A 17,782-nucleotide genomic window follows, 5' to 3' on the forward strand; every position below is an offset into this window, starting at 1 on the left:
AGAAGTCTCAAACAGGAGAGCTTTGGGGCAGACTCCACGGGATGACAGCGAATGGTTATTCGAAAATTCGCTGAGGGTTGAATATGTAGAGATCTTTCAAAGGCCACTGTAGGGATTACATCCTCAGTAGCACTGAAAGCCGTGAATGGGTCAACTGCTTTCGTTATCGAGACCCCAGACCCTATACTCTATACCCTGCTCCTAATTCCATGCTGAACTTCTTTCAGCATCTTGATCTTGGCTTTTGAAATTGACCAAGAACGAAGAACAGATCCTCGCTCTTGAACGAATAACAGGTTTCCCTCGGCGAACGGCGAACCAATTTCTTTGCTCTTTCCAACGCCCTGACAGCAACCTCCGCCCCCGACTTTTTTGGCAACTTGGAACTGATCCTTTATTCTTTCAGACCATCAGCACCATATGCCACCACGAAGCCAGGTGTCAAACCTTGACACTGTATCTGGCCAGTGATAGAATCTACTATACGGATGCGTAGCTCAGCGGAAGAGCGCTTCCTTCACACGGAAGAGGCCACAGGTTCAATCCCTGTCGCATCCACCAGAATAGATAAGGGAGTCAACTGGACTCCTTTTTCGTTTTCCTTCGTGTTCTCTTTGGTTTGTCTTGCTTCTTTGCGAACTTGATCTCATATGAGGTAGGAATAGGCCACGTAAAGCCCACCGAGACTTCTCTTTTCAGAGATTTGGCAAGATTCTTCTGGTTTTCTGGAGTAAGGATTCCCGACATGTTCTGATAAACCTGAACGGTTGCCGAGCTGATAGTTTCATCTTCAAAGCCTCTCGCGAGATCCTTCAGCAACCTCTGATAAACTGCTCTCGGGGACTCGATTCTCCCGGTTCCCTTGCAAATCGGGCAAGAAGAGTATAACTTGGATCCAATGGCTGCAGACGATCTCTTCCTTGTCATTTCTAGAAGTCCCAACCTCGTGAATCCCATGATCATTGTCCTGGCCTTATCTTTCTTGAATTCACCTGTTAGACTTGAAATGATCTTTTGACGATCTTCATCGCTTTTCATGTCAATGAAGTCGATTACAACGATTCCGCCTATGTTCCGGAGCTTGAGCTGTCTTGCTATTTCTGAAGCTGCCTCCAGGTTTGTATTTAGAGAGGTTTCGGAAACGTCGTTGCCGGAAACATTGCTTGCCGAATTGACGTCGATTACCGTCATGGCTTCAGTTCTGTCTATGTAGATGTTTCCTCCGCCGGGTAGAGAGACCATTCTCGTGTAAAGGATCTTCATCTTCTCGTACACTTCTTCGCTTGCGAAGGCGTCGCCCTCGACATATCTTACGACTGGTTTGAAGCCCGATTTGAACTTGCTGATTCCGGCCACTACGTCGTGCCAAAGCTCTTCCGAGTCAACCACTATTTCTTTCGTGTTTTCTGTAAGTCTCTCTCTAAGAATGTACTCGACAAAGGATGGTTCCTCGTATAGAATCTTTGGTTTTCTGCTTCTCCTGAACGTCTCGCAGATCTGATTCCAGTTGGTACGCAGACTCTCAAGCTCTTCTTTTATTGTCTCGTCGCCAACACCGAAAGCGGCTGTGCGGAATATCACACCTTCCTTGTTTTCTAAAGTGGACTTCGCAACTGCGGTAAGTCTTTGTCTTTCTTGCTGGTCCGTAATCTTCTTAGAGATTCCGATATGTTTTGAAAAGGGAGTGTACACCAGACTCCTTCCGGGGATGCTGACTTTCAGAGTTATCTGAGGTCCCTTCGAGCCGATAGGATCCTTGCTGACCTGTACGAGAACCTTGTTGTTCTTTTCAAGTTTTGGTTGTCCCGATGCATCCTTGAATCTTAGAAAAGCATTTCTTCCAATTCCAATATTTACAAAAGCCGCTTCCAGACTGGGAACAACATTCTCTACCTTACCCAGATAGATATTTCCAGTGACACTTTCGCTGTCCATATCTTCAAAGAATATCTCTTCGAGTTGATCACCGTCAAGCGAAGCAATTCTGACCTCGTCTTCGATTCGACTGAAGACTATAGTCTGTGTTCTGTTATTCTGTATTCTTGCCACCGCCCTTTCATTTCTATAGACAGAACTAGATTTCAGTTTTTATACAACCAGTATATCTCATCGGATAATAAAAAAGCGGGCCACCTTCAGGTGGCCTTTCGCTATTCAGTCATTTCAATTATTCCTATGGATCCATTCTTTCTGGTATAGAGAACATTCACTTCATCTGTGTCAATATTTCTGTAAACGAAAAAAGTGTGGCCTAACATCTCCATTTGAAGCACGGCCTCTTCCTCGGTCATAGGTTTAATAGTGAACTTCTTGCGTCTTGTTATCATTGTGGAGTGGTCTTCCTCAAACTTGGAGGGAATTGAATCGAGGTTTTCCTTAAAGCCGTTTTTGTGTTTGTAGCGAGTTCTCTCCTTGAATCTCTTAATCCTTCTCTCAAAGGCATCCGATGATGAATCAACGACCGTATAGAAGTCACTGCCCTTCTCCTCGACACGAACCATGACACCTGGCAGGTGGGCGGTCGCTTCGATCTTGTAAAAAGCTCTTTCCTTCGAGAGCCTGAGATCCATCGAGATTAGCTTCTCCTCGTTGACAACTTTCGACACTTTCGAGAACCTCTTGTCGATGTAGTCTTTCATGGAGTCTGTTACAGTTACGTCTTTAGAGTAGATGTTGTAATCCATGATAACCCTCCTCTCGCGTGATGTGACTCAAGTTGCGTTATTACATGTTATCACAATATCAAAGACCGTTACAGTGCATGGGGATCATGGTCCTTCTAGGGAACCTCTCTCATGGTTTCGATCTGGAACAGTTCTACTGAGCACAGATTATCCCAGCTGTTCTTGAAAAGAGAAGCGAGTTGAACTGGAAGTATTTTGAACCTGTCAAGTTCATCAATTCTTACCCACTTCGCATCGACCAGAGTTGGGATTCCCGGATTATCTGGATCTGATCCCAGCTTCAACTTTCCTGAGACATAATCGCAGGAGAATATCACCTCCAGAAGGCTTTCTCTTTTGAATTCCTGAAGTGCAATGACAGAGCGTGGGGAAACCACTACTTCAGTCTCCTCCCTTATCTCTCTCTTGATTGCACTGAAAAGATCTTCGTCTGATTCGACAAAGCCGCCAGGGAAACACCAGAAGGGAGGTCTGTCGTGATGCTCATGACGAACAAGAAGGACAGATTCGTCTTTAACAATGAGAGCTCTCACTTTAATACGATGTGTATTCTTCATATGCACACCTCGACCATACCTCAACTTAAGTATATCACCTCTCCGCTCGTTGATTGATATAATGTGAGATGAGATAGGAGGTTATGGGATGCGCTATTCAAGAGTTAGAACGGTTACAACTGTTGGTTTGAAAGTTCTGGATGTTCTTGTTGAGCTGGATATTGACAGCAGGGCAGTCATCCAGGAAATGGATATTGTAGGTCTAGGAGACACCGTTATTAAGGAGAGCAAGAAGAGGGTGAAGAGTGCCGTCAAGAATTCTGGGATTGAGCTTCCAAATGGAAGGATAACTGTGAACCTCGCTCCTAGCGATGTGAAGAAGGAGGGTTCTTATCTTGATCTCCCGATAGCTGTAGGACTTCTCAAAGCCACTTCAAAGATTAACGCCGACCTATCAGACTTTGTCTTCTTTGGAGAGCTAGGTCTTGATGGAAGCTTGAGAAGAGTAAGGGGAGTATTGCCGATTTTGCTTTCACTTTCAAGAAGGGCAAAGGGTATGAAGATAGTGCTACCTGCTCCTAACAGACAGGAGGCTTCAATAGTAGACAATTTGACAATATTTACGGCCGATAATCTGAACGATCTGGTCGGTTTTCTAAACGGGTATATAGAGAAGTCTCCCATCGCTTATTCGCAGCCAGAACTTGGTAATGTTAGTGGGCCGGACATGTCTGAGATCAAAGGTCAGGAGTTTGCCAAAAGAGCTTCCGAAGTTGCTGCTGCAGGTGGTCACAACATCTCTCTTCGAGGTTCACCAGGATGCGGCAAGACAATGCTTGCACGCAGGATTCCGTCAATTCTTCCTCCTCTGACTATGGAAGAGGCTATTGAGACAACGATGATTTACAGTGTTGCGGGCCTCCTTGGAGAGAAAGGACTAATAAAGGAGAGGCCTTTTAGATCGCCGCATCATACTGCATCGACAACGTCCATTGTCGGAGGAGGCAATGACGCAAAGCCGGGCGAGATTAGTCTGGCTCATAATGGAGTATTGTTCATGGACGAGTTTCCGGAATTCAGAAGAGATGTTATCGAGGCTCTCAGACAGCCGCTAGAGGATGGAGTGATAACAGTGGCCAGGGCGAAGCTAACTGCGACATATCCAGCAAGGTTCATGATGGTTGCTGCTCAGAATCCCTGTCCCTGCGGGTGGTACGGAGATAAAACTAGAGAGTGTACATGCTCTTGGTATGACATACAGAGGTACAACAGAAAGATCTCGGGTCCAATGGAAGATAGAATAGACATCTTTGTGGATATGCCAAGACTAGATTTCGACAAGTATATGGAAAACTCGACGACAGAAAGCTCGGACGAAATTCGGAAGAGGGTCATTGCGGCAAGAAAGAGACAGTCGGAGAGATATGAGGGAATGAGCATATTTTCGAATAGTCAGCTCGGTCATGCCTTGCTGAAAGAATACGTCCCACTCGATACTGCATCGAGATCACTTCTTTCGGCGGCCATGGATAAGATGAAATTAACCGCAAGGGCCATTGATAGAGTTCTAAAAGTAGCACTTACAGTTGCCGATCTCGAAGAAAGCAAAGTCGAGGCCAGGCACATTGCAGAGGCTTTGCAGTATCGAAGAAAGACCTAGAGTTCATAGTTCAAGGTCTTCATAAGAGATCTTACCAGAAGAAAACTAAACGGAATGACGAACAATGAGTAAACAAGCACCGAAGAGATCTTACCAGAAGAACACTGAACGGAATCACGAACAATGAGTAGACAAGCACCGACGTGATTCTTCCAAAGTTTGGTAAATAGACCCATGTTGCAATACCTATTAAGAACAGATAACTGAGACCGAACCATCTGTATCTGGGAGAAAGCTCCGTGCAAATAATAATAACGATACCGGGCAGCATTTCTATCAAAGCGACCGTAGAAAAACCGTGGGAAAAAAGAGCGAATCCTACAAATATCAAGCCCACCGATCTTCCAATGATTGAAACCAACTGCCTTCTCTCAAGAGTGAATCCGGAGAAAAAGACGGCCTTTGCAACAAAAGGAATAAGGATGAAAGAGATCGCGGCGTCGATCGTAAGGGTGTAACTCATACCAATATAAAAGATGGCTAAAACGAAGCTTATTCCTAAAGCCATATTAGATGAAAGGCTGTCGATTGTCTTCTCCCTTTCGTCAAATCCGGGGATTAATCGGAGCATCCTCAGTGAAGGAAAGAGGTAGAGGCCCAGCAAGAGTAGAGAATACCAGCCTACCGCCGTCTTAATGAGAGAAACTGATAGGATAATTATGAAGACATCAAATATCAAGATACCCGTTTTAAGCAACAACCTAATCACCCTCTTCCAGTTCAAAGAGTTCTTCGACAGTACAGTGAAGAATATTTGCGAGCTTAAGAGCAAGTTTAACTGAAGGTTTGAATTTCCCTTTTTCGACCGCGATTATTGTCTGCCGGCTTACTCCGGCCATTCTTGCTATATTGTCCTGTGTCATTTCTCCATTCTTGAATCTAAATTCCTTCATTCTGTTCTTCATAGCCATCACCTGGGTCAAGTGTACATAATACTTTACATAATGTCAAGTATTATAAACATTTCATTTTTGTAGCTCAGCCTACTCAAGTAAAGATATAACGTTTGAAGAAAGGAGTAAAGAGTTTCTTTTGTCATAACGCATAAGTCACACTATAAGACTAAAAGACTAGATTGTTTTTGAGATGTTCCGGGAGGTGGATACATGAAATCGGGAATCTTAGAAAAGATTGATCTTGCTTTCAAGTCTGTGAATCCTCGTCTGTCGAAGGTCTTTCTGCCATGGACAGTGAGAAATCCAAGATACATTCGTGGTTCTGCCAAGCTCTTGGAAGCATTCAAAGAATCTGAATCGTTGAGAGACTCTCTCCTTAAGGAAGGATTAGTGGTTCCTCCAATAATGATACTGGGTATCACTAACAGGTGTAATCTCAAGTGCAAGGGATGCTTCGCAAGTGCTCTCGGCAACTCCGGAAGGGAAGGGCTACCTACGGTAAAGGGATTATAGACAGCGAAGATTGGGACAAAGTGATTGATCAGGGCAGAGGGCTCGGGATTTTTACTTTTCTTGTCGCGAGGGGCGAATTATTCGTGAATCCACACGGGTCACATTTTTTGAGTGGTTTGTTTCTTCGGTAATTCTGTCTTTCAGAAAATAGATAATCTCTAATGCGTAAAGAGGTTATGAATAGAGCTTTTGGTCGACATACTCTTTCTGATTGTGCTACGAAGGAGAACAGGACTGGAGATATTTATATCTAACTTCGTCACAGAAGAATTCTTCGAGTAATTCATCAGTCGATATTCTTTCGGCTACACCAGATAGGTGCTTGTCGTCCAAATTGTAGCTCTACTGATAAATCATGTCTAGCCATTCCAGTTTATCAGTTTCAGTCTCTAGAGAAGGAACTCAGTTGAAATACTCCTGATGGTTTATTGGTCCTTAAACGCTGGCTTCATTTACCATCTAAGCGCTTTCCACTGAAGAAAGCAACCTGTCTTTCAAGATGTGAGCATATTGCTTCTATGTCTTCTAGATCTACTCTGTTTTCATCTTCTCGCTCGGGATGAAAGGCAAAACGCGGATCCATGTGAACGATCACTCGATCACGACGATTCTTTAGTTTCTTAATTCGTTCTGCAAGGAGGGCTTCCTCTCTATCAAAATCGTCCATTATTCGATATAATTCGCGTCGAAAGTGTTTTGGGCAGCCTTGTCGGATATACTCTCGAAAAGTCTTCATGGTGAAGCCGCTGTTGCGTACCAGTTTGGACGCCCTTATTATAGAGGCATCGAAAAGTGAATCCCTTATCACGGGGTGGGTTGAAGTTTTGTAGAGCTCGATGTCGACCCTGAGAAGATCTGTCTCGTCTTTAAGAACCTTCAGTCTTACAAGGTAACCCTTTTGCTTTTCCGGTTTGACCATAGAAAGAACATCCATATTTCAATTATAGCTATTTGCGAAGAACAAAGCTAGGAGAAAAATAAAGAGCGGGAATCACCCGCTCTTCACTTACTTTTCAATAATAACCTTAAGGTGTCCACTTCGTGTATATCATAGGTTGCTGAACAGGGCCTGCCACAAAACGCTCTGTCAAAGTCCATGACGTAGTCGAAGGACTTCCACCCTTTATTGCCGTGTAACACTTGTACAACAATGCGGGCAGGGTGTCTATGGATTTGCTAGAGGCGTAGGATGTGACTTCTGACCAGCCTGTGCCGGTAAAGGAAGAGAGTTTCTGCAGGAAGTCACCCGACCACTCAACATACATGTCTGAAGGATTGTAATCCGCCGCGCCACCTGCGCTGTCCCAGTCGGGATAAGCCCCCTTGGTAGCGGTAGTTGTAGTTATTATTATTTCGACATTTGGAGGGATAACGCCGGCGGATTTCAGACCCTCAAGCCAGCTACCAGAATGGCAGGATTCGATGATTATGCAGAACTTCACGCCAGAGTGTTCGAGTATATAAGTTCTCAACTGATTTGCGAAGAAAGTCGTTCCCCCGAGATTCATGAGGTTCGTGTTTCCATGCGCAATAAAGTACAAAGTCATATAGTTTACCTTTTCAGTTGTCAGTAGCTCATCCATTGCGGCTAGAACGGCAATCCAGTTCGGAGCAGCTGCGCCCGAAACATACTTCACGTCACGCACTCTGTCAGTTCCCATTATTGTCTTGAAAGCGTTGGACATAAGATCCCGTACATCTCGAGCCTCCGCGTAAAGATTCTGTGTGGGAGTGAGTCCACTGGTAATTACGGCCCCCTTTATCCTGAAAAACACTTGTGTCCAGTCAACAACAGTTCCAGTGATTATTTCCCTGACATATTTCCACTTGTCCCAAATAACTGCTTTAGCATAGAGATTCCGATCGCTCAAAGGTGAAACAATGTTTCCGTTAATCGTTGGCCAGCCTTCGGTGTCTTCTTCGAAGATAATCTCGTTTGTCTTTGACACAACGACGAGTTTCCCAGGGTGATCGTAGAATGCACCGGGAGCTTCATCCAGATAGAAGAAATAACCTGATTCATTTATGCCTTGCAACTGATACTGGAGTTCCTGGCCTCCAGCCGACTCGGATCCGATGATATCGTCCTGATCGACTTCTCCCAGATATAGGCCGGTAAATGGGCCTTCCGGTTCTCCTTCCTCCTCTATGAACTGAATGAACTTTCTTGTGGCAGCTACAACAGGGTCTTTTGGAATACAGGAAGATATCATGAGCATTGCAACGAGAGCCGCAACAATAACTATTGATACTCTTTTCAGCCGCATAATATCACCTTCCCGTCATGCGGAGCTTTCCTGTTCATATTCGAGCTGTATGTCAATAAGTCATTGTGCACGCAGATTATAGTATTGAAAGAAAGATATTTAAGTTTATATTGACTCAACGATCGATTACGTTATAAATTCGATTGTTAGAGTTTTTAGCGTAAGATTCTGTGTTTAATGTGAGTATCGTAGTAATGGCACAACAAAAAGACAGAAGTAAATCGGCAGCGGTACTTTTAAGAGAAAGCAGATATTTCAAAATGAAAAAGAGGGTGTTTCCACCCTCTTATGATTATGCATTTTGATCAGTAATACTCAATCTCGCGAGTTTCTTCTTCTTCAACAGTTGCAGTCTCTTTCCAGGTTTCTTTTTCGAGATCAGCAGCGTTCATTACATAATAGCCTACTTTATGCATATAGTTTCCCATTGAATCATATTCATACTCGTATACAACGGCCTCTTTCTCTTCACCAAACGCGCTGTCGGATATTCTCAGAACAACATCGCCCATCTCGTTGTATTCAAGAATAGATTCAATAGGTTCCGGTTCGCTTCCGGGTTCTGCGAACATATACATGTACTCCAGTTCTCTAATGCTCTGATTCTTAGCGTTATATTCGAAGACTGTTTTTGTCATTACCATGCCCATCATTCCGAATGACTCTTCAATTAGATTTCCGTTGTCATCGTACTTCATCGAGATAGTCATTTCAATTTTCTGGCCTTCGCTCATTCCAGATATCTTCTGGGCGATCAGTCTTCCTGCCTCATCATATTCCATGATCAAATTAGAGTCGCCTTCGGAGTCTTCAACAACTATTCCAGCAATTCTTCCGTTTTCGACCTTTATTTCGTCGACGTTTTCCTCAACACCATTCTCTCTCCCCGATACAGAAAGAAGTTTCCCATTACTGTCGTAATTGAAGAGTATTGCACTCTGTTCATTACCGTCTTTGTCATATTCAATCTGCGAAACAAGACTGCCATTCTCGTTGAAGAAAAGAACACTGTATCCAGAGAGGACGAGCTCCTCGTCGACTCCCAGATCCATTTCGTTCTCCGGGTATAATATTTTTGCTGACTTAACGGGTCCCCTCAATCCGAAATCCTCGGTGCTCATAGGAATCATAAACTCCGATTGTCCAAGAGCAATCACAGAGAAAACGAGCAAAACCAAAAATAGAGAGATTCTTTTCACTGCTACACCTCCATGTGCAAAGTTACTATAATCATACAGGAGTTGGATAAAAACGGTATCATTTATCTCTCCTATAGGCGGTATTATGATGAAAGATTTCTATGTTGATAAGCCCTCTTTTGAGGAGTCAAGACGGATTATGGAGAAGATGTATCACTCGATTCCCGAATCGAGTAATGGTAGGTATTCGCTTTCAGAACTCAGGCCAATTGAGGAAGTCTACTTTGATTTTTTTAAGAGAGGCGATAAATTGCTTGTTTTGAGAGGCCAAGGAGAGATAATTGGGCATATCCACTTTGGGCCACAGAGGGACGAACGGTTTTCTTCCAATTTATCTGGACACATCTATGATCTATATGTCAAGAAAGGGTACAGAGGAGAAGGAGCAGGAAGGACTCTTCTTAGGTCTGCTTTGGAGGAAGTTAAGCCTATTTTTCAGACAATTACCGCCAATACCTATAGATTCGGAGCTGGATGGCATATGCTGAAAAGTGAGGGCTTCAATGAAAAGAGAATTACGTTCAGTACCGATAAACGACTTTCACACTCTAGGATAAATGCCTTCGAAATCTTCCGCGGTCTTCCTGATGATCTTGGAAAAGTCTTTGTCGAGATCTCTTCTTCTCCTACAATAGTAAAACGCCAGCTTCAAATGACGCCAAGTGAGCTGTTCTTCAATCTGAATGAAATCATGGACTCTGGAGGTAGAATTCTAATTTGCCGGCAAGATGAAGAAACGGCGGGAGTTCTAATCTATTCTGTCTTCGAAGATCTTATGACTTACAGTCTTCTCGGATTTATAGAATTTGTTTTTGTCAGCGAACGTTTTCGTCGAATGGGTATAGGAAGAAACCTACTTTCATTCCTAAGTGAGTATCTATTGATTAGGGGGGTTGAAGAATCCTTCTTTGAATGTGTATTTGAAAGTGATTATCACTTCTGGTCTAGAGCCATTGGTATGAAAGAATTTTCAGTTCTTCTCGAGAAGAAGGTGGAAAGTTAAGAAGAGAGAAGGATTTCTGAATGAACGTGATGGTCATCTGATCGAATTTGAGTCCTCATCACGATAATTCTGACCAATTTGAGGGATTGGAAGCTGATGCTATAATTAATAAGTCAATCAAACTAAAGGAGAATCTCCCTTGCATAACAAACGTCTTCCACTCTTGCTGACATCTCTGTTAGTGTTCTTTGTGATGTTCGGTTTTGGTTTGCTCTTGCAGCTGAAGCTAAGAGAGCTTGGGGCTTCACTTCTTATGGTCGGGCTTCTTACAACAGTGAGAGGCGCTGTAGAGACTTTTGGTTCTCCGGCCTGGGGAGCAATATCTGACGGACTTAAGAAACGAAAACTACTGATGATATTACTTGTACTCACGCCGGCCTTTCTCTACTTTGCCTATTCAGTAATTGAGACTCCCATAGTATTCATTCTCTTTTCTTCATTAATTGCTTTCTTTACCGCTGGATTCGAACCTATAGCAATGGCTCTGAGCACTGAGCATTCACGGGATTCGGTCAGGAATACTTCAAGAGAACTGTCGATATTGAATACTGCAAATTCAATCGGAATGCTAACTGGCAGAATTATGCTCTCGATTCTTCTAGTCTTTTTCACTGTGAGCCAGGCTATAAACTGGTATGCATTCGTTGCTCTGATTGCTGTCATACCTGTCCTTTTCTTGAAGGAAGAGAAACACCTCGTCTCTCGTAGAAAGGGCTTCTTGAACAGGTTGTTCCCCTTGAAAGAGGATTCTACGCCTCTCTGGGAAAATGGATTATGGGCTGTCTATGCTGGTACTTTCTTGAGACAACTTGGAACGGCTGGAGCCACTTCGATAATTGCAATATATATGACTGAAAGAATTGGTTTGTCAGGAGCGGCTACAGCAATCATTACTTCGATAAACCCCTTTATGCAGATCTTTTCTCATATATTCTTTGGAAGGGTGATATCTAAAACTGGACCAAGAAAGAGCACACTGATCGGCATAGGTCTAACAGTATTCACAATGGTTTTCTTTGCCGTGGCAAAGAACTGGGTCCTCATTGCGATTGGGTACTTCTGCCTTGGCATTGCCTTTGGAGCCTTCATAAACGGTGCCGGTACTATGGTATCTCTCTGTTCACCGCCGGGGAGAAGAGCCGAGTTTCTGGGACTTCTTAGGTCGGCCAGAGCCATTGGTTTTATGGTTGGGCCATTGCTGGCCGGAACTGTTGCGGAATATTCTTATTTCGGCATGTTCATTATGATGGCTTCACTCATTGCAACTGGAGGACTAATCGTAATTGCTTTTACGAAGGAACAATTCGTTACAGGCTGAGTTAAATCGGCGTATGATAATCTATTAGAATCTCAGGAATGATATGAGATCATTCAAAGTACTTGGGGCAGTTCGGGCAAGAAGAATAGTCAAAGCGGAGGTGAAGGAGTTTGCTGAGATACATCGTGAAAATCCTTGTGTCATCGGTAATAATCGCTCTTGTTTCTGAAGTCAGCAAGAAGTCTGGATACATTGGAGGACTTATAGCATCTTTACCTCTTACTTCCATGCTCGCGCTTTTCTGGCTCTACAACGATACAAAAAATTCAAGTAAAGTTGCAGAACTCTCAACCGGTATTCTAGTGTTTGTTCTTCCTTCTCTAATTTTCTTTGTCGCTATGCCATTGTTTCTCAGAAGAGGCATCAATTTCTACGTTGCACTTGCCTTGTCCAGTGGAGTCATGATGGCAGGCTATGCCTTCTTTTCGCTCATCCTTTCAAAGTTTGGAGTGAGATTATAATAGTTCTGACTTGAGTGAATTGCTTGACCTCTGTTCGAGAAGCGGTTTCTTGCTGAGTGTTTCACAAGAAAGTCCTCGTTATACTTATGGATTCCCAGGTCTATGAAACCTGCTCCTATAACTGTCCGAGCCCAGAATTTGAATTTGCTGATTCTCTTGAATATCTGCGCGACCAGCTTCGTGCTTATGGCAATTCCGATGGCAACAACGACAACAGGAAGGCCGGTTCCGATTCCTCAGATAGCAGGAATCAACAGCCTGGACTGTTCATTGATGGCGAGTGGTATTACGCTTCCAAAGAATAGTACAGCCAATACAGGGCAAAAGGTGAGGGCGAAGAGAGAACCGAGAATCAGGGCACCAAGCAGACCTTTGCTCTTGATCTTCTCTTGAGGCTCATTGCCTAGATCTTTCACCTTGTTTCTGAAACTCAACGGAACTCAAGAAGGAACATGCTTACGATGATCATTATCGGACTTTCTTCGCGTTTGCCCCCATTACTGGGCATGTTTTGCAACGGATGGTGCCACGAAAATAGTAAAGAACTGAATAATCTTCCGGAAGATAGGGGTCCTACATTTCCACAAGAACAGACTCCCTGGTCGTCGAAGATTTATGTAGGAGAATTATTTCGTCATAAGTAAAATAAGCAATACTGATCGAGGCAAATAGTACCAAACAGATTCTAATGATTCTCTTCAGTTTAGCGTTTTGCCTCCACAAAAAGCAATTGCGCAATTTCGGATTTCTTTCGCCGGCTTTTCGTACCCAAGAACCTCCACTTGTTTCTTTCCCAAAGATTTTCTGAGCCGTTATTCTTGTCTCAATCCTTTCATCAAAGCGCGTTAGTATCAGGCTCAATTAGCGTCTCTTATGGAACCCGCAAAAGATCAAACCAGAGAGCTTCAGATCTTGAAGTCAATTGTGTTCTTTGATTTCGACTGCCCCATTTCGTATCCTTTGCCAAGCACAAGAACTAGACCAAGTTCTGCAGGCAGGCCGACCTCAGTAATTTTCTCAACTGTAGATTTGACGTCATACTCAACTCTTCGAAATTCATATGAAATACTCTGCTGGACAACATCAATAATCAAATAGCAGGCCTTGGGATTTCCGTCCTTAGGCCTGCCGACGCTGCCGTCGTTGAAGACGAGTTTTCCCATCGCCCAGCGAACCATGGGAAGATGCGTATGACCGTTGACGACAACATCGGCTTTGACCCTCTCCAGCACTTTCTGTAGCCTTTCGCTTGAAGTATCTGGCCTTATGTACTCAAGTAAATGATCTACAGGGCTTCCATGAACAAGAAGAAATTTCACACCCTCTTCTTCGAATTCCAATGTGTGAGGAAGTGAACGTAGGAACTCCTTAGCTGCAGCTGAAGTATTTGTTATGCTCCAGTTTAAGGACTCGTCTCCAACTTCCGTTTCTCTGCCGGGATTATATGCGCAGCCGCAGCTTTTCTTTTCATAACCTATCGCATCATCATAATTTCCCATTATCGTAGGGATTTTAAGGTCGCGAATTCTTTGAACAACCTCTTGTGGCTGAGGGCCATACCCTACTAGATCTCCAAGACAGTAAATTCTTTCAATGTTTTGACTCTCAATATCTTTCAGCACTGCCTCAAGAGCCTCAAGATTTCCGTGTATATCCGAAAAGAATACGATTCTCATTTTTCTTGACCTCCAGTAGTGATCTCCAGACTAGATAGATATTACTCGATAAATATTGTCTCAGTATTCTTTCATTGTTGCACAACAATGCAACATGGATTATTCTATTAGTATATCCCGTTTGGAGGTGTCTGATGAACAAAAGGACAGTCATGCTTTTCAAGGCACTGGGTTGTAGCTGGCGATTAAAAATTCTTGAACAACTTTCAAAGGGTACCCTATGTATTTGCGAGCTGGATGATCTTTTTGCGATAGATAAAACAACTCTCTCAAGGCACGTTAAGGCATTGGTAGATGCGGGCCTCGTCAAAGAGAACAGGAATGGTGCGAGAAAGGAGCTCAGCATAGCAGATAGAAGAGTCCTGGAGATTGTCGAGCTTGCCAAGTCAATCACTGATGTGTCATCACAAGAATCGGAGTAGATGACTGTGTACAGCACTGTAATCTATTTCATAACTGGATCGCTTCTAGTTATCTCTCTCATTGTAAGTCGAAAAAAGACACTTATGGCGCTCGAGAAAGCGTGGAGATCATTTGAGGGAATTCTGCCTGAACTGATCGCTATTCTGCTTTTCGTTGGATTGCTTATCGCGCTGTTGAATCCCGAGACAATTTCGCAGCTGCTAGGAGAAAGTTCGGGAGTTTGGGGGTTGCTTATAGCTTCAGCTGTTGGATCAATCACTTTGATTCCCGGTTTTGTCGCTTTTCCCACGGCGGTCATGTTGCTCGATAATGGAGCCGGGATAACTCAGATAGCTCTTTTCATTTCCACTCTGATGATGGTTGGAGTTGTTACTTTTCCGGTTGAGAAGAAATATTTTGGAAGTAGACTGACGATTATGAGAAACGTGATGGCATTTGGATTCTCGTTTATAGTTGCCGGTCTTATGGGAGTGATTCTGGGATGAAGGCGAAAAGGTATGTCTTTCCGCTAGTAATGGCAGGGTTCGTTTCTGCAGTATTTGCCGCAAACAATCAAGTCGGGCGAAACGCACTGAGCATTACTGGAACGAGTTTTTTGGAAATGTTATCAGTTATTCCTCCGATATTTATTCTCTTGGGCCTTCTCGATGTCTGGATTCCGAGAGAGAAGATTACCAAACATCTGGGAGAGGAATCAGGTATCAAGGGAATATCACTATCCTTTCTTCTTGGAGCGGCTGCGGCGGGACCTTTATATGGCGCCTTTCCAATAGCAGCGGTCTTCATGAAGAAAGGAGTGAAGTTTTCGAACGTACTGATCTTCGTTGGAGCTTGGTCAACAACTAAGATTCCGATGTTCATGTTCGAAATGGGATCACTGGGTGCAGGGTTTGCTCTGCTCAGATTGGCAATAAACATTCCGGGAATACTACTTATGGCGATAATACTAGAAAGAATAACCGGTAAGGAAAGTATTGATGCGATATGTGCACAGGCTGCGAGCATTAGTGAATAGGAGACATAATTGAGATGGAGAAAGATTTGAAGAAAGAAGTTACGAAGTTCGTATTGTTGGCAGCTGGTTTTCTTGTTTTCTATTTTCTTCCTTTTGGAAGTCAATATGTACAGGATGCAATAATCAGCGGATTTACAATGCTTGGTTCATATGCAAGAGAACACGTACTTCTCTGTCTTGTGCCTGCCTTTTTCATTGCAGGCACTATCACTGTATTTATACGGAAGGATTCAATATTGAAACTACTGGGTCCCGACGCCCGAAAGATCATTTCATATCCAATCGCTGCCATTTCTGGTGGAATTCTGGCAGTTTGTTCTTGTACAATTCTTCCTCTTTTCGGAGGTATATACAAACGGGGCGCCGGCCTTGGACCGGCAGTTGCCTTCCTCTTTAGCGGTCCGGCGATAAACGTTGCTGCAATCTTCTTGACTGGAAGTGCTATTGGATGGGAGATGGCACTTGTGAGAATTCTTGGAGCCTCGACCTCGGCAATTTTTGTTGGTTTAACGATGCAGAGCATCTTTAGAGAAAAGGGATCAGGAGGTTTTGCGACCCAGGAATCGGATGATCATGTTTCCTGGCCTGAGGCGATTGGTTTTCTGGGTCTCCAGATGACCTTCTTAATTGTTGGCGGCCTGGCTATCGATCCGATAGTTAAGGCATCAATACTGATTATCTCCGCTATTGTGGTTTTTGTTATGGCTATACGTTTCAAGGGAGAACTGAGAAATCAATGGATAGGTGAGACTTGGGATTTTGCGAAGAAGATTCTTCCTTACCTTTTCTTCGGAGTCTTTGCCGCTGGAATAATATCCAGCGCGCTTCCCCAGAGCGTTGTCGAGTCACTTCTTGGGGGCAACAGATTTGTCTCAACTCTCTTTGCATCAGTCTTTGGAGCTTTCATGTATTTCGCGACTCTGACTGAAGTTCCTATCGTCCAGTCGCTAATGTTTCTAGGAATGGGAAAAGGTCCCGCCCTGGCGCTCTTTATGGCGGGTAATTCACTTAGTTTGCCTAGCATGATAGTTATAACTAAACTTCTGGGAAAGAAGAGAGCATTCACTTACTTTGGACTGGTAGTGTTATTCTCCACGCTGTGGGGATTCATATATGGAAGTCTATTTTAGGATTAAGGAGGTCGCACAATGAAGATCGAAATCTTTGGTTCGGGCTGTCCGAGGTGCAAACAGACAGAAAAGATTATGAAGATGGCCGTTGAAGAGTTGGATTCAGATGCGATAGTGGAGAAGGTAACAGACATGATGGTGATCATGGAGAAGGGAATAGTATCGACTCCCGCTGTCGCAGTCGATGGAAAGATCGTTATATCCGGGAAGATACCCTCACTAGATGAGGCGAAAAGACTCATCAAAGGTTGATAGAAGAAATGTTTAGGTGATAGATTAGTGGAGGGGGATGCCCTTCCATTTTTCAACCATGTAGATGGAGGTCAAGAATGAAAGTGGTAGCCTTTAATGGAAGTCCGCGTGTTGATGGAAACACCTCTAAGATGATTGAAGAAGTCTTCACTGTTCTAAATGATGGAGGAATAGATACCGAGATAGTACAAATTGGCGGGAACCCCGTAATGGGGTGCACTGCCTGCAATATCTGCTTCGAGACGAAAAACAGGAGATGCGCAATAGTTGATGACTATGTTAACGGTTGCATAGAAAAGATGCTTGAGGCAGACGGAATTATCTTCGGGACGCCGACTTATTTTGCGGATCTCTCGCCCGAGGTGAAGGCTCTGATTGACAGAGCAGGGATGGTGGCACTTGCCAACAACGCTATGTTTAAGAAAAAAGTAGGTGCGGCCGTAGTAGCGGTTCGAAGAGGAGGATCTGTTCACGCATTCGATTCTATCAATCACTTTTTCCTTATCTCTCAAATGATAATTCCCGGTTCATCATACTGGAATCTCTCTCTAGCCTGGCGAAAAGGGGATTTCGAGAAAGATAAAGAGGGAATACGAACGATGAGAGTTCTCGGTGAAAACATGGCCTGGTTGCTAAGGAAGATCAACCAATAGTCTGTTGTAATGAGCTTTCAACTTGATTTCTGCCGAACTAGAATAGATTGCGGCCTCCGAAATTGTATGCGGCTGGCAAGACTATAAATTGGAAAAAGTACCACTGTCTATCTTTTTGCAAGAAGGCACTTTCAC

The 17,782-nt window shown here is 43.7% G+C and carries 21 protein-coding genes and 1 tRNA gene; 12 read left to right on the forward strand and 10 right to left on the reverse strand.

Translation table 11 applies throughout. The annotated features are described in order from the left end of the window. Window positions 1–486: 486 nt before the first annotated feature. Window positions 487–561, forward strand: a tRNA-Val gene (locus THEBA_RS09595). A 15-nt stretch (window positions 562–576) separates the two neighbouring features. On the opposite strand, the gene THEBA_RS09600 is transcribed toward THEBA_RS09595, so the two are convergent. The 3 genes from THEBA_RS09600 to THEBA_RS09610 all read right to left on the reverse strand — a co-directional run bounded on the left by THEBA_RS09600 (window position 577) and on the right by THEBA_RS09610 (window position 3,241). Beyond that, window positions 577–2,049 carry an Rne/Rng family ribonuclease gene (locus THEBA_RS09600; protein WP_014731361.1) on the reverse strand — a complete coding sequence of 491 codons (1,473 nt, stop codon included), beginning with the start codon at window positions 2,047–2,049 and terminating at the stop codon, window positions 577–579. A gap of 101 nt (window positions 2,050–2,150) precedes the next feature. Beyond that, a complete protein-coding gene (gene hpf, locus THEBA_RS09605) occupies window positions 2,151–2,684 on the reverse strand; it encodes a ribosome hibernation-promoting factor, HPF/YfiA family (protein WP_014731362.1) in 534 nt (177 codons plus the stop codon). Window positions 2,685–2,779: 95 nt separating this feature from the next. Continuing rightward, window positions 2,780–3,241 (reverse strand): NUDIX domain-containing protein, encoded by a 462-nt coding sequence (locus tag THEBA_RS09610; RefSeq protein ID WP_014731363.1) that lies wholly within the window; start codon window positions 3,239–3,241, stop codon window positions 2,780–2,782. 88 nt (window positions 3,242–3,329) lie between these two features. On the opposite strand from THEBA_RS09610, the gene THEBA_RS09615 reads away from it, so the two are divergent. Next, window positions 3,330–4,841, forward strand: coding sequence for a YifB family Mg chelatase-like AAA ATPase (locus THEBA_RS09615; protein WP_014731364.1), 1,512 nt, complete (start codon window positions 3,330–3,332; stop codon window positions 4,839–4,841). 31 nt (window positions 4,842–4,872) lie between these two features. Here the strand turns inward: THEBA_RS09615 and THEBA_RS09620 are convergent, their stop codons facing one another. Together THEBA_RS09620 and THEBA_RS09625 are read right to left on the reverse strand one after the other, a co-directional pair. Beyond that, window positions 4,873–5,541 carry a hypothetical protein gene (locus THEBA_RS09620; RefSeq protein ID WP_014731365.1) on the reverse strand — a complete coding sequence of 223 codons (669 nt, stop codon included), beginning with the start codon at window positions 5,539–5,541 and terminating at the stop codon, window positions 4,873–4,875. Window position 5,542: 1 nt separating this feature from the next. Beyond that, the gene (locus THEBA_RS09625) at window positions 5,543–5,746 is read right to left on the reverse strand and encodes a helix-turn-helix transcriptional regulator (RefSeq protein ID WP_014731366.1); all 204 of its coding nucleotides are present in this window, start codon (window positions 5,744–5,746) and stop codon (window positions 5,543–5,545) included. A 201-nt stretch (window positions 5,747–5,947) separates the two neighbouring features. Between THEBA_RS09625 and THEBA_RS09630 the strand changes: the two genes are divergently transcribed. After that, complete coding sequence (locus THEBA_RS09630; RefSeq protein ID WP_014731367.1) at window positions 5,948–6,250, forward strand: hypothetical protein; 303 nt, start codon at window positions 5,948–5,950, stop codon at window positions 6,248–6,250. 448 nt (window positions 6,251–6,698) lie between these two features. Here the strand turns inward: THEBA_RS09630 and THEBA_RS09635 are convergent, their stop codons facing one another. The 3 genes from THEBA_RS09635 to THEBA_RS09645 form a co-directional block, all read right to left on the reverse strand. Next, a complete protein-coding gene (locus THEBA_RS09635; RefSeq protein ID WP_014731368.1) occupies window positions 6,699–7,169 on the reverse strand; it encodes a hypothetical protein in 471 nt (156 codons plus the stop codon). A 106-nt stretch (window positions 7,170–7,275) separates the two neighbouring features. Continuing rightward, entirely contained in the window at window positions 7,276–8,517 is a 1,242-nt protein-coding gene (locus tag THEBA_RS09640) for a hypothetical protein (RefSeq protein ID WP_014731369.1), read from the reverse strand. A 305-nt stretch (window positions 8,518–8,822) separates the two neighbouring features. Further along, window positions 8,823–9,716 (reverse strand): RHS repeat domain-containing protein, encoded by an 894-nt coding sequence (locus THEBA_RS09645; protein WP_014731370.1) that lies wholly within the window; start codon window positions 9,714–9,716, stop codon window positions 8,823–8,825. An 88-nt stretch (window positions 9,717–9,804) separates the two neighbouring features. Between THEBA_RS09645 and THEBA_RS09650 the strand changes: the two genes are divergently transcribed. The 3 genes from THEBA_RS09650 (at window position 9,805) to THEBA_RS09660 (ending at window position 12,498) form a co-directional block, all read left to right on the forward strand. Then, complete coding sequence (locus tag THEBA_RS09650; protein WP_014731371.1) at window positions 9,805–10,719, forward strand: GNAT family N-acetyltransferase; 915 nt, start codon at window positions 9,805–9,807, stop codon at window positions 10,717–10,719. 139 nt (window positions 10,720–10,858) lie between these two features. Continuing rightward, window positions 10,859–12,037, forward strand: coding sequence for an MFS transporter (locus THEBA_RS09655; protein ID WP_014731372.1), 1,179 nt, complete (start codon window positions 10,859–10,861; stop codon window positions 12,035–12,037). Between the two features lie 110 nt (window positions 12,038–12,147). Continuing rightward, the gene (locus tag THEBA_RS09660) at window positions 12,148–12,498 is read left to right on the forward strand and encodes a DUF3147 family protein (RefSeq protein ID WP_014731373.1); all 351 of its coding nucleotides are present in this window, start codon (window positions 12,148–12,150) and stop codon (window positions 12,496–12,498) included. A gap of 236 nt (window positions 12,499–12,734) precedes the next feature. Here THEBA_RS09660 and THEBA_RS14295 read toward each other — a convergent pair whose 3' ends face one another. Both THEBA_RS14295 and THEBA_RS09675 read right to left on the reverse strand, forming a co-directional pair. After that, window positions 12,735–12,932 (reverse strand): hypothetical protein, encoded by a 198-nt coding sequence (locus THEBA_RS14295; protein WP_148270023.1) that lies wholly within the window; start codon window positions 12,930–12,932, stop codon window positions 12,735–12,737. A gap of 471 nt (window positions 12,933–13,403) precedes the next feature. Further along, on the reverse strand, window positions 13,404–14,174 hold the full coding sequence (locus THEBA_RS09675; RefSeq protein WP_014731374.1) for a metallophosphoesterase family protein: 771 nt from the start codon (window positions 14,172–14,174) through the stop codon (window positions 13,404–13,406). Window positions 14,175–14,308: 134 nt separating this feature from the next. Between THEBA_RS09675 and THEBA_RS09680 the strand changes: the two genes are divergently transcribed. The 6 genes from THEBA_RS09680 (at window position 14,309) to THEBA_RS09705 (ending at window position 17,647) form a co-directional block, all read left to right on the forward strand. Beyond that, entirely contained in the window at window positions 14,309–14,596 is a 288-nt protein-coding gene (locus tag THEBA_RS09680) for an ArsR/SmtB family transcription factor (protein ID WP_014731375.1), read from the forward strand. Further along, window positions 14,597–15,082 (forward strand): permease, encoded by a 486-nt coding sequence (locus THEBA_RS09685; RefSeq protein ID WP_081484626.1) that lies wholly within the window; start codon window positions 14,597–14,599, stop codon window positions 15,080–15,082. Beyond that, window positions 15,079–15,612, forward strand: a complete 534-nt coding sequence (locus THEBA_RS09690) for a permease (RefSeq protein WP_014731377.1) — start codon at window positions 15,079–15,081, stop codon at window positions 15,610–15,612. Before THEBA_RS09685 ends, THEBA_RS09690 begins: the two co-directional genes overlap by 4 nt. A gap of 14 nt (window positions 15,613–15,626) precedes the next feature. Continuing rightward, on the forward strand, window positions 15,627–16,742 hold the full coding sequence (locus THEBA_RS09695; RefSeq protein WP_014731378.1) for a permease: 1,116 nt from the start codon (window positions 15,627–15,629) through the stop codon (window positions 16,740–16,742). Window positions 16,743–16,760: 18 nt separating this feature from the next. After that, complete coding sequence (locus THEBA_RS09700; protein ID WP_014731379.1) at window positions 16,761–16,994, forward strand: thioredoxin family protein; 234 nt, start codon at window positions 16,761–16,763, stop codon at window positions 16,992–16,994. Window positions 16,995–17,071: 77 nt separating this feature from the next. Beyond that, window positions 17,072–17,647, forward strand: a complete 576-nt coding sequence (locus tag THEBA_RS09705) for a flavodoxin family protein (protein WP_014731380.1) — start codon at window positions 17,072–17,074, stop codon at window positions 17,645–17,647. Window positions 17,648–17,782 lie beyond the last annotated feature (135 nt).

This window comes from Mesotoga prima MesG1.Ag.4.2 (assembly GCF_000147715.2).
Classification (GTDB): Bacteria; Thermotogota; Thermotogae; order Petrotogales; family Kosmotogaceae; genus Mesotoga; species Mesotoga prima.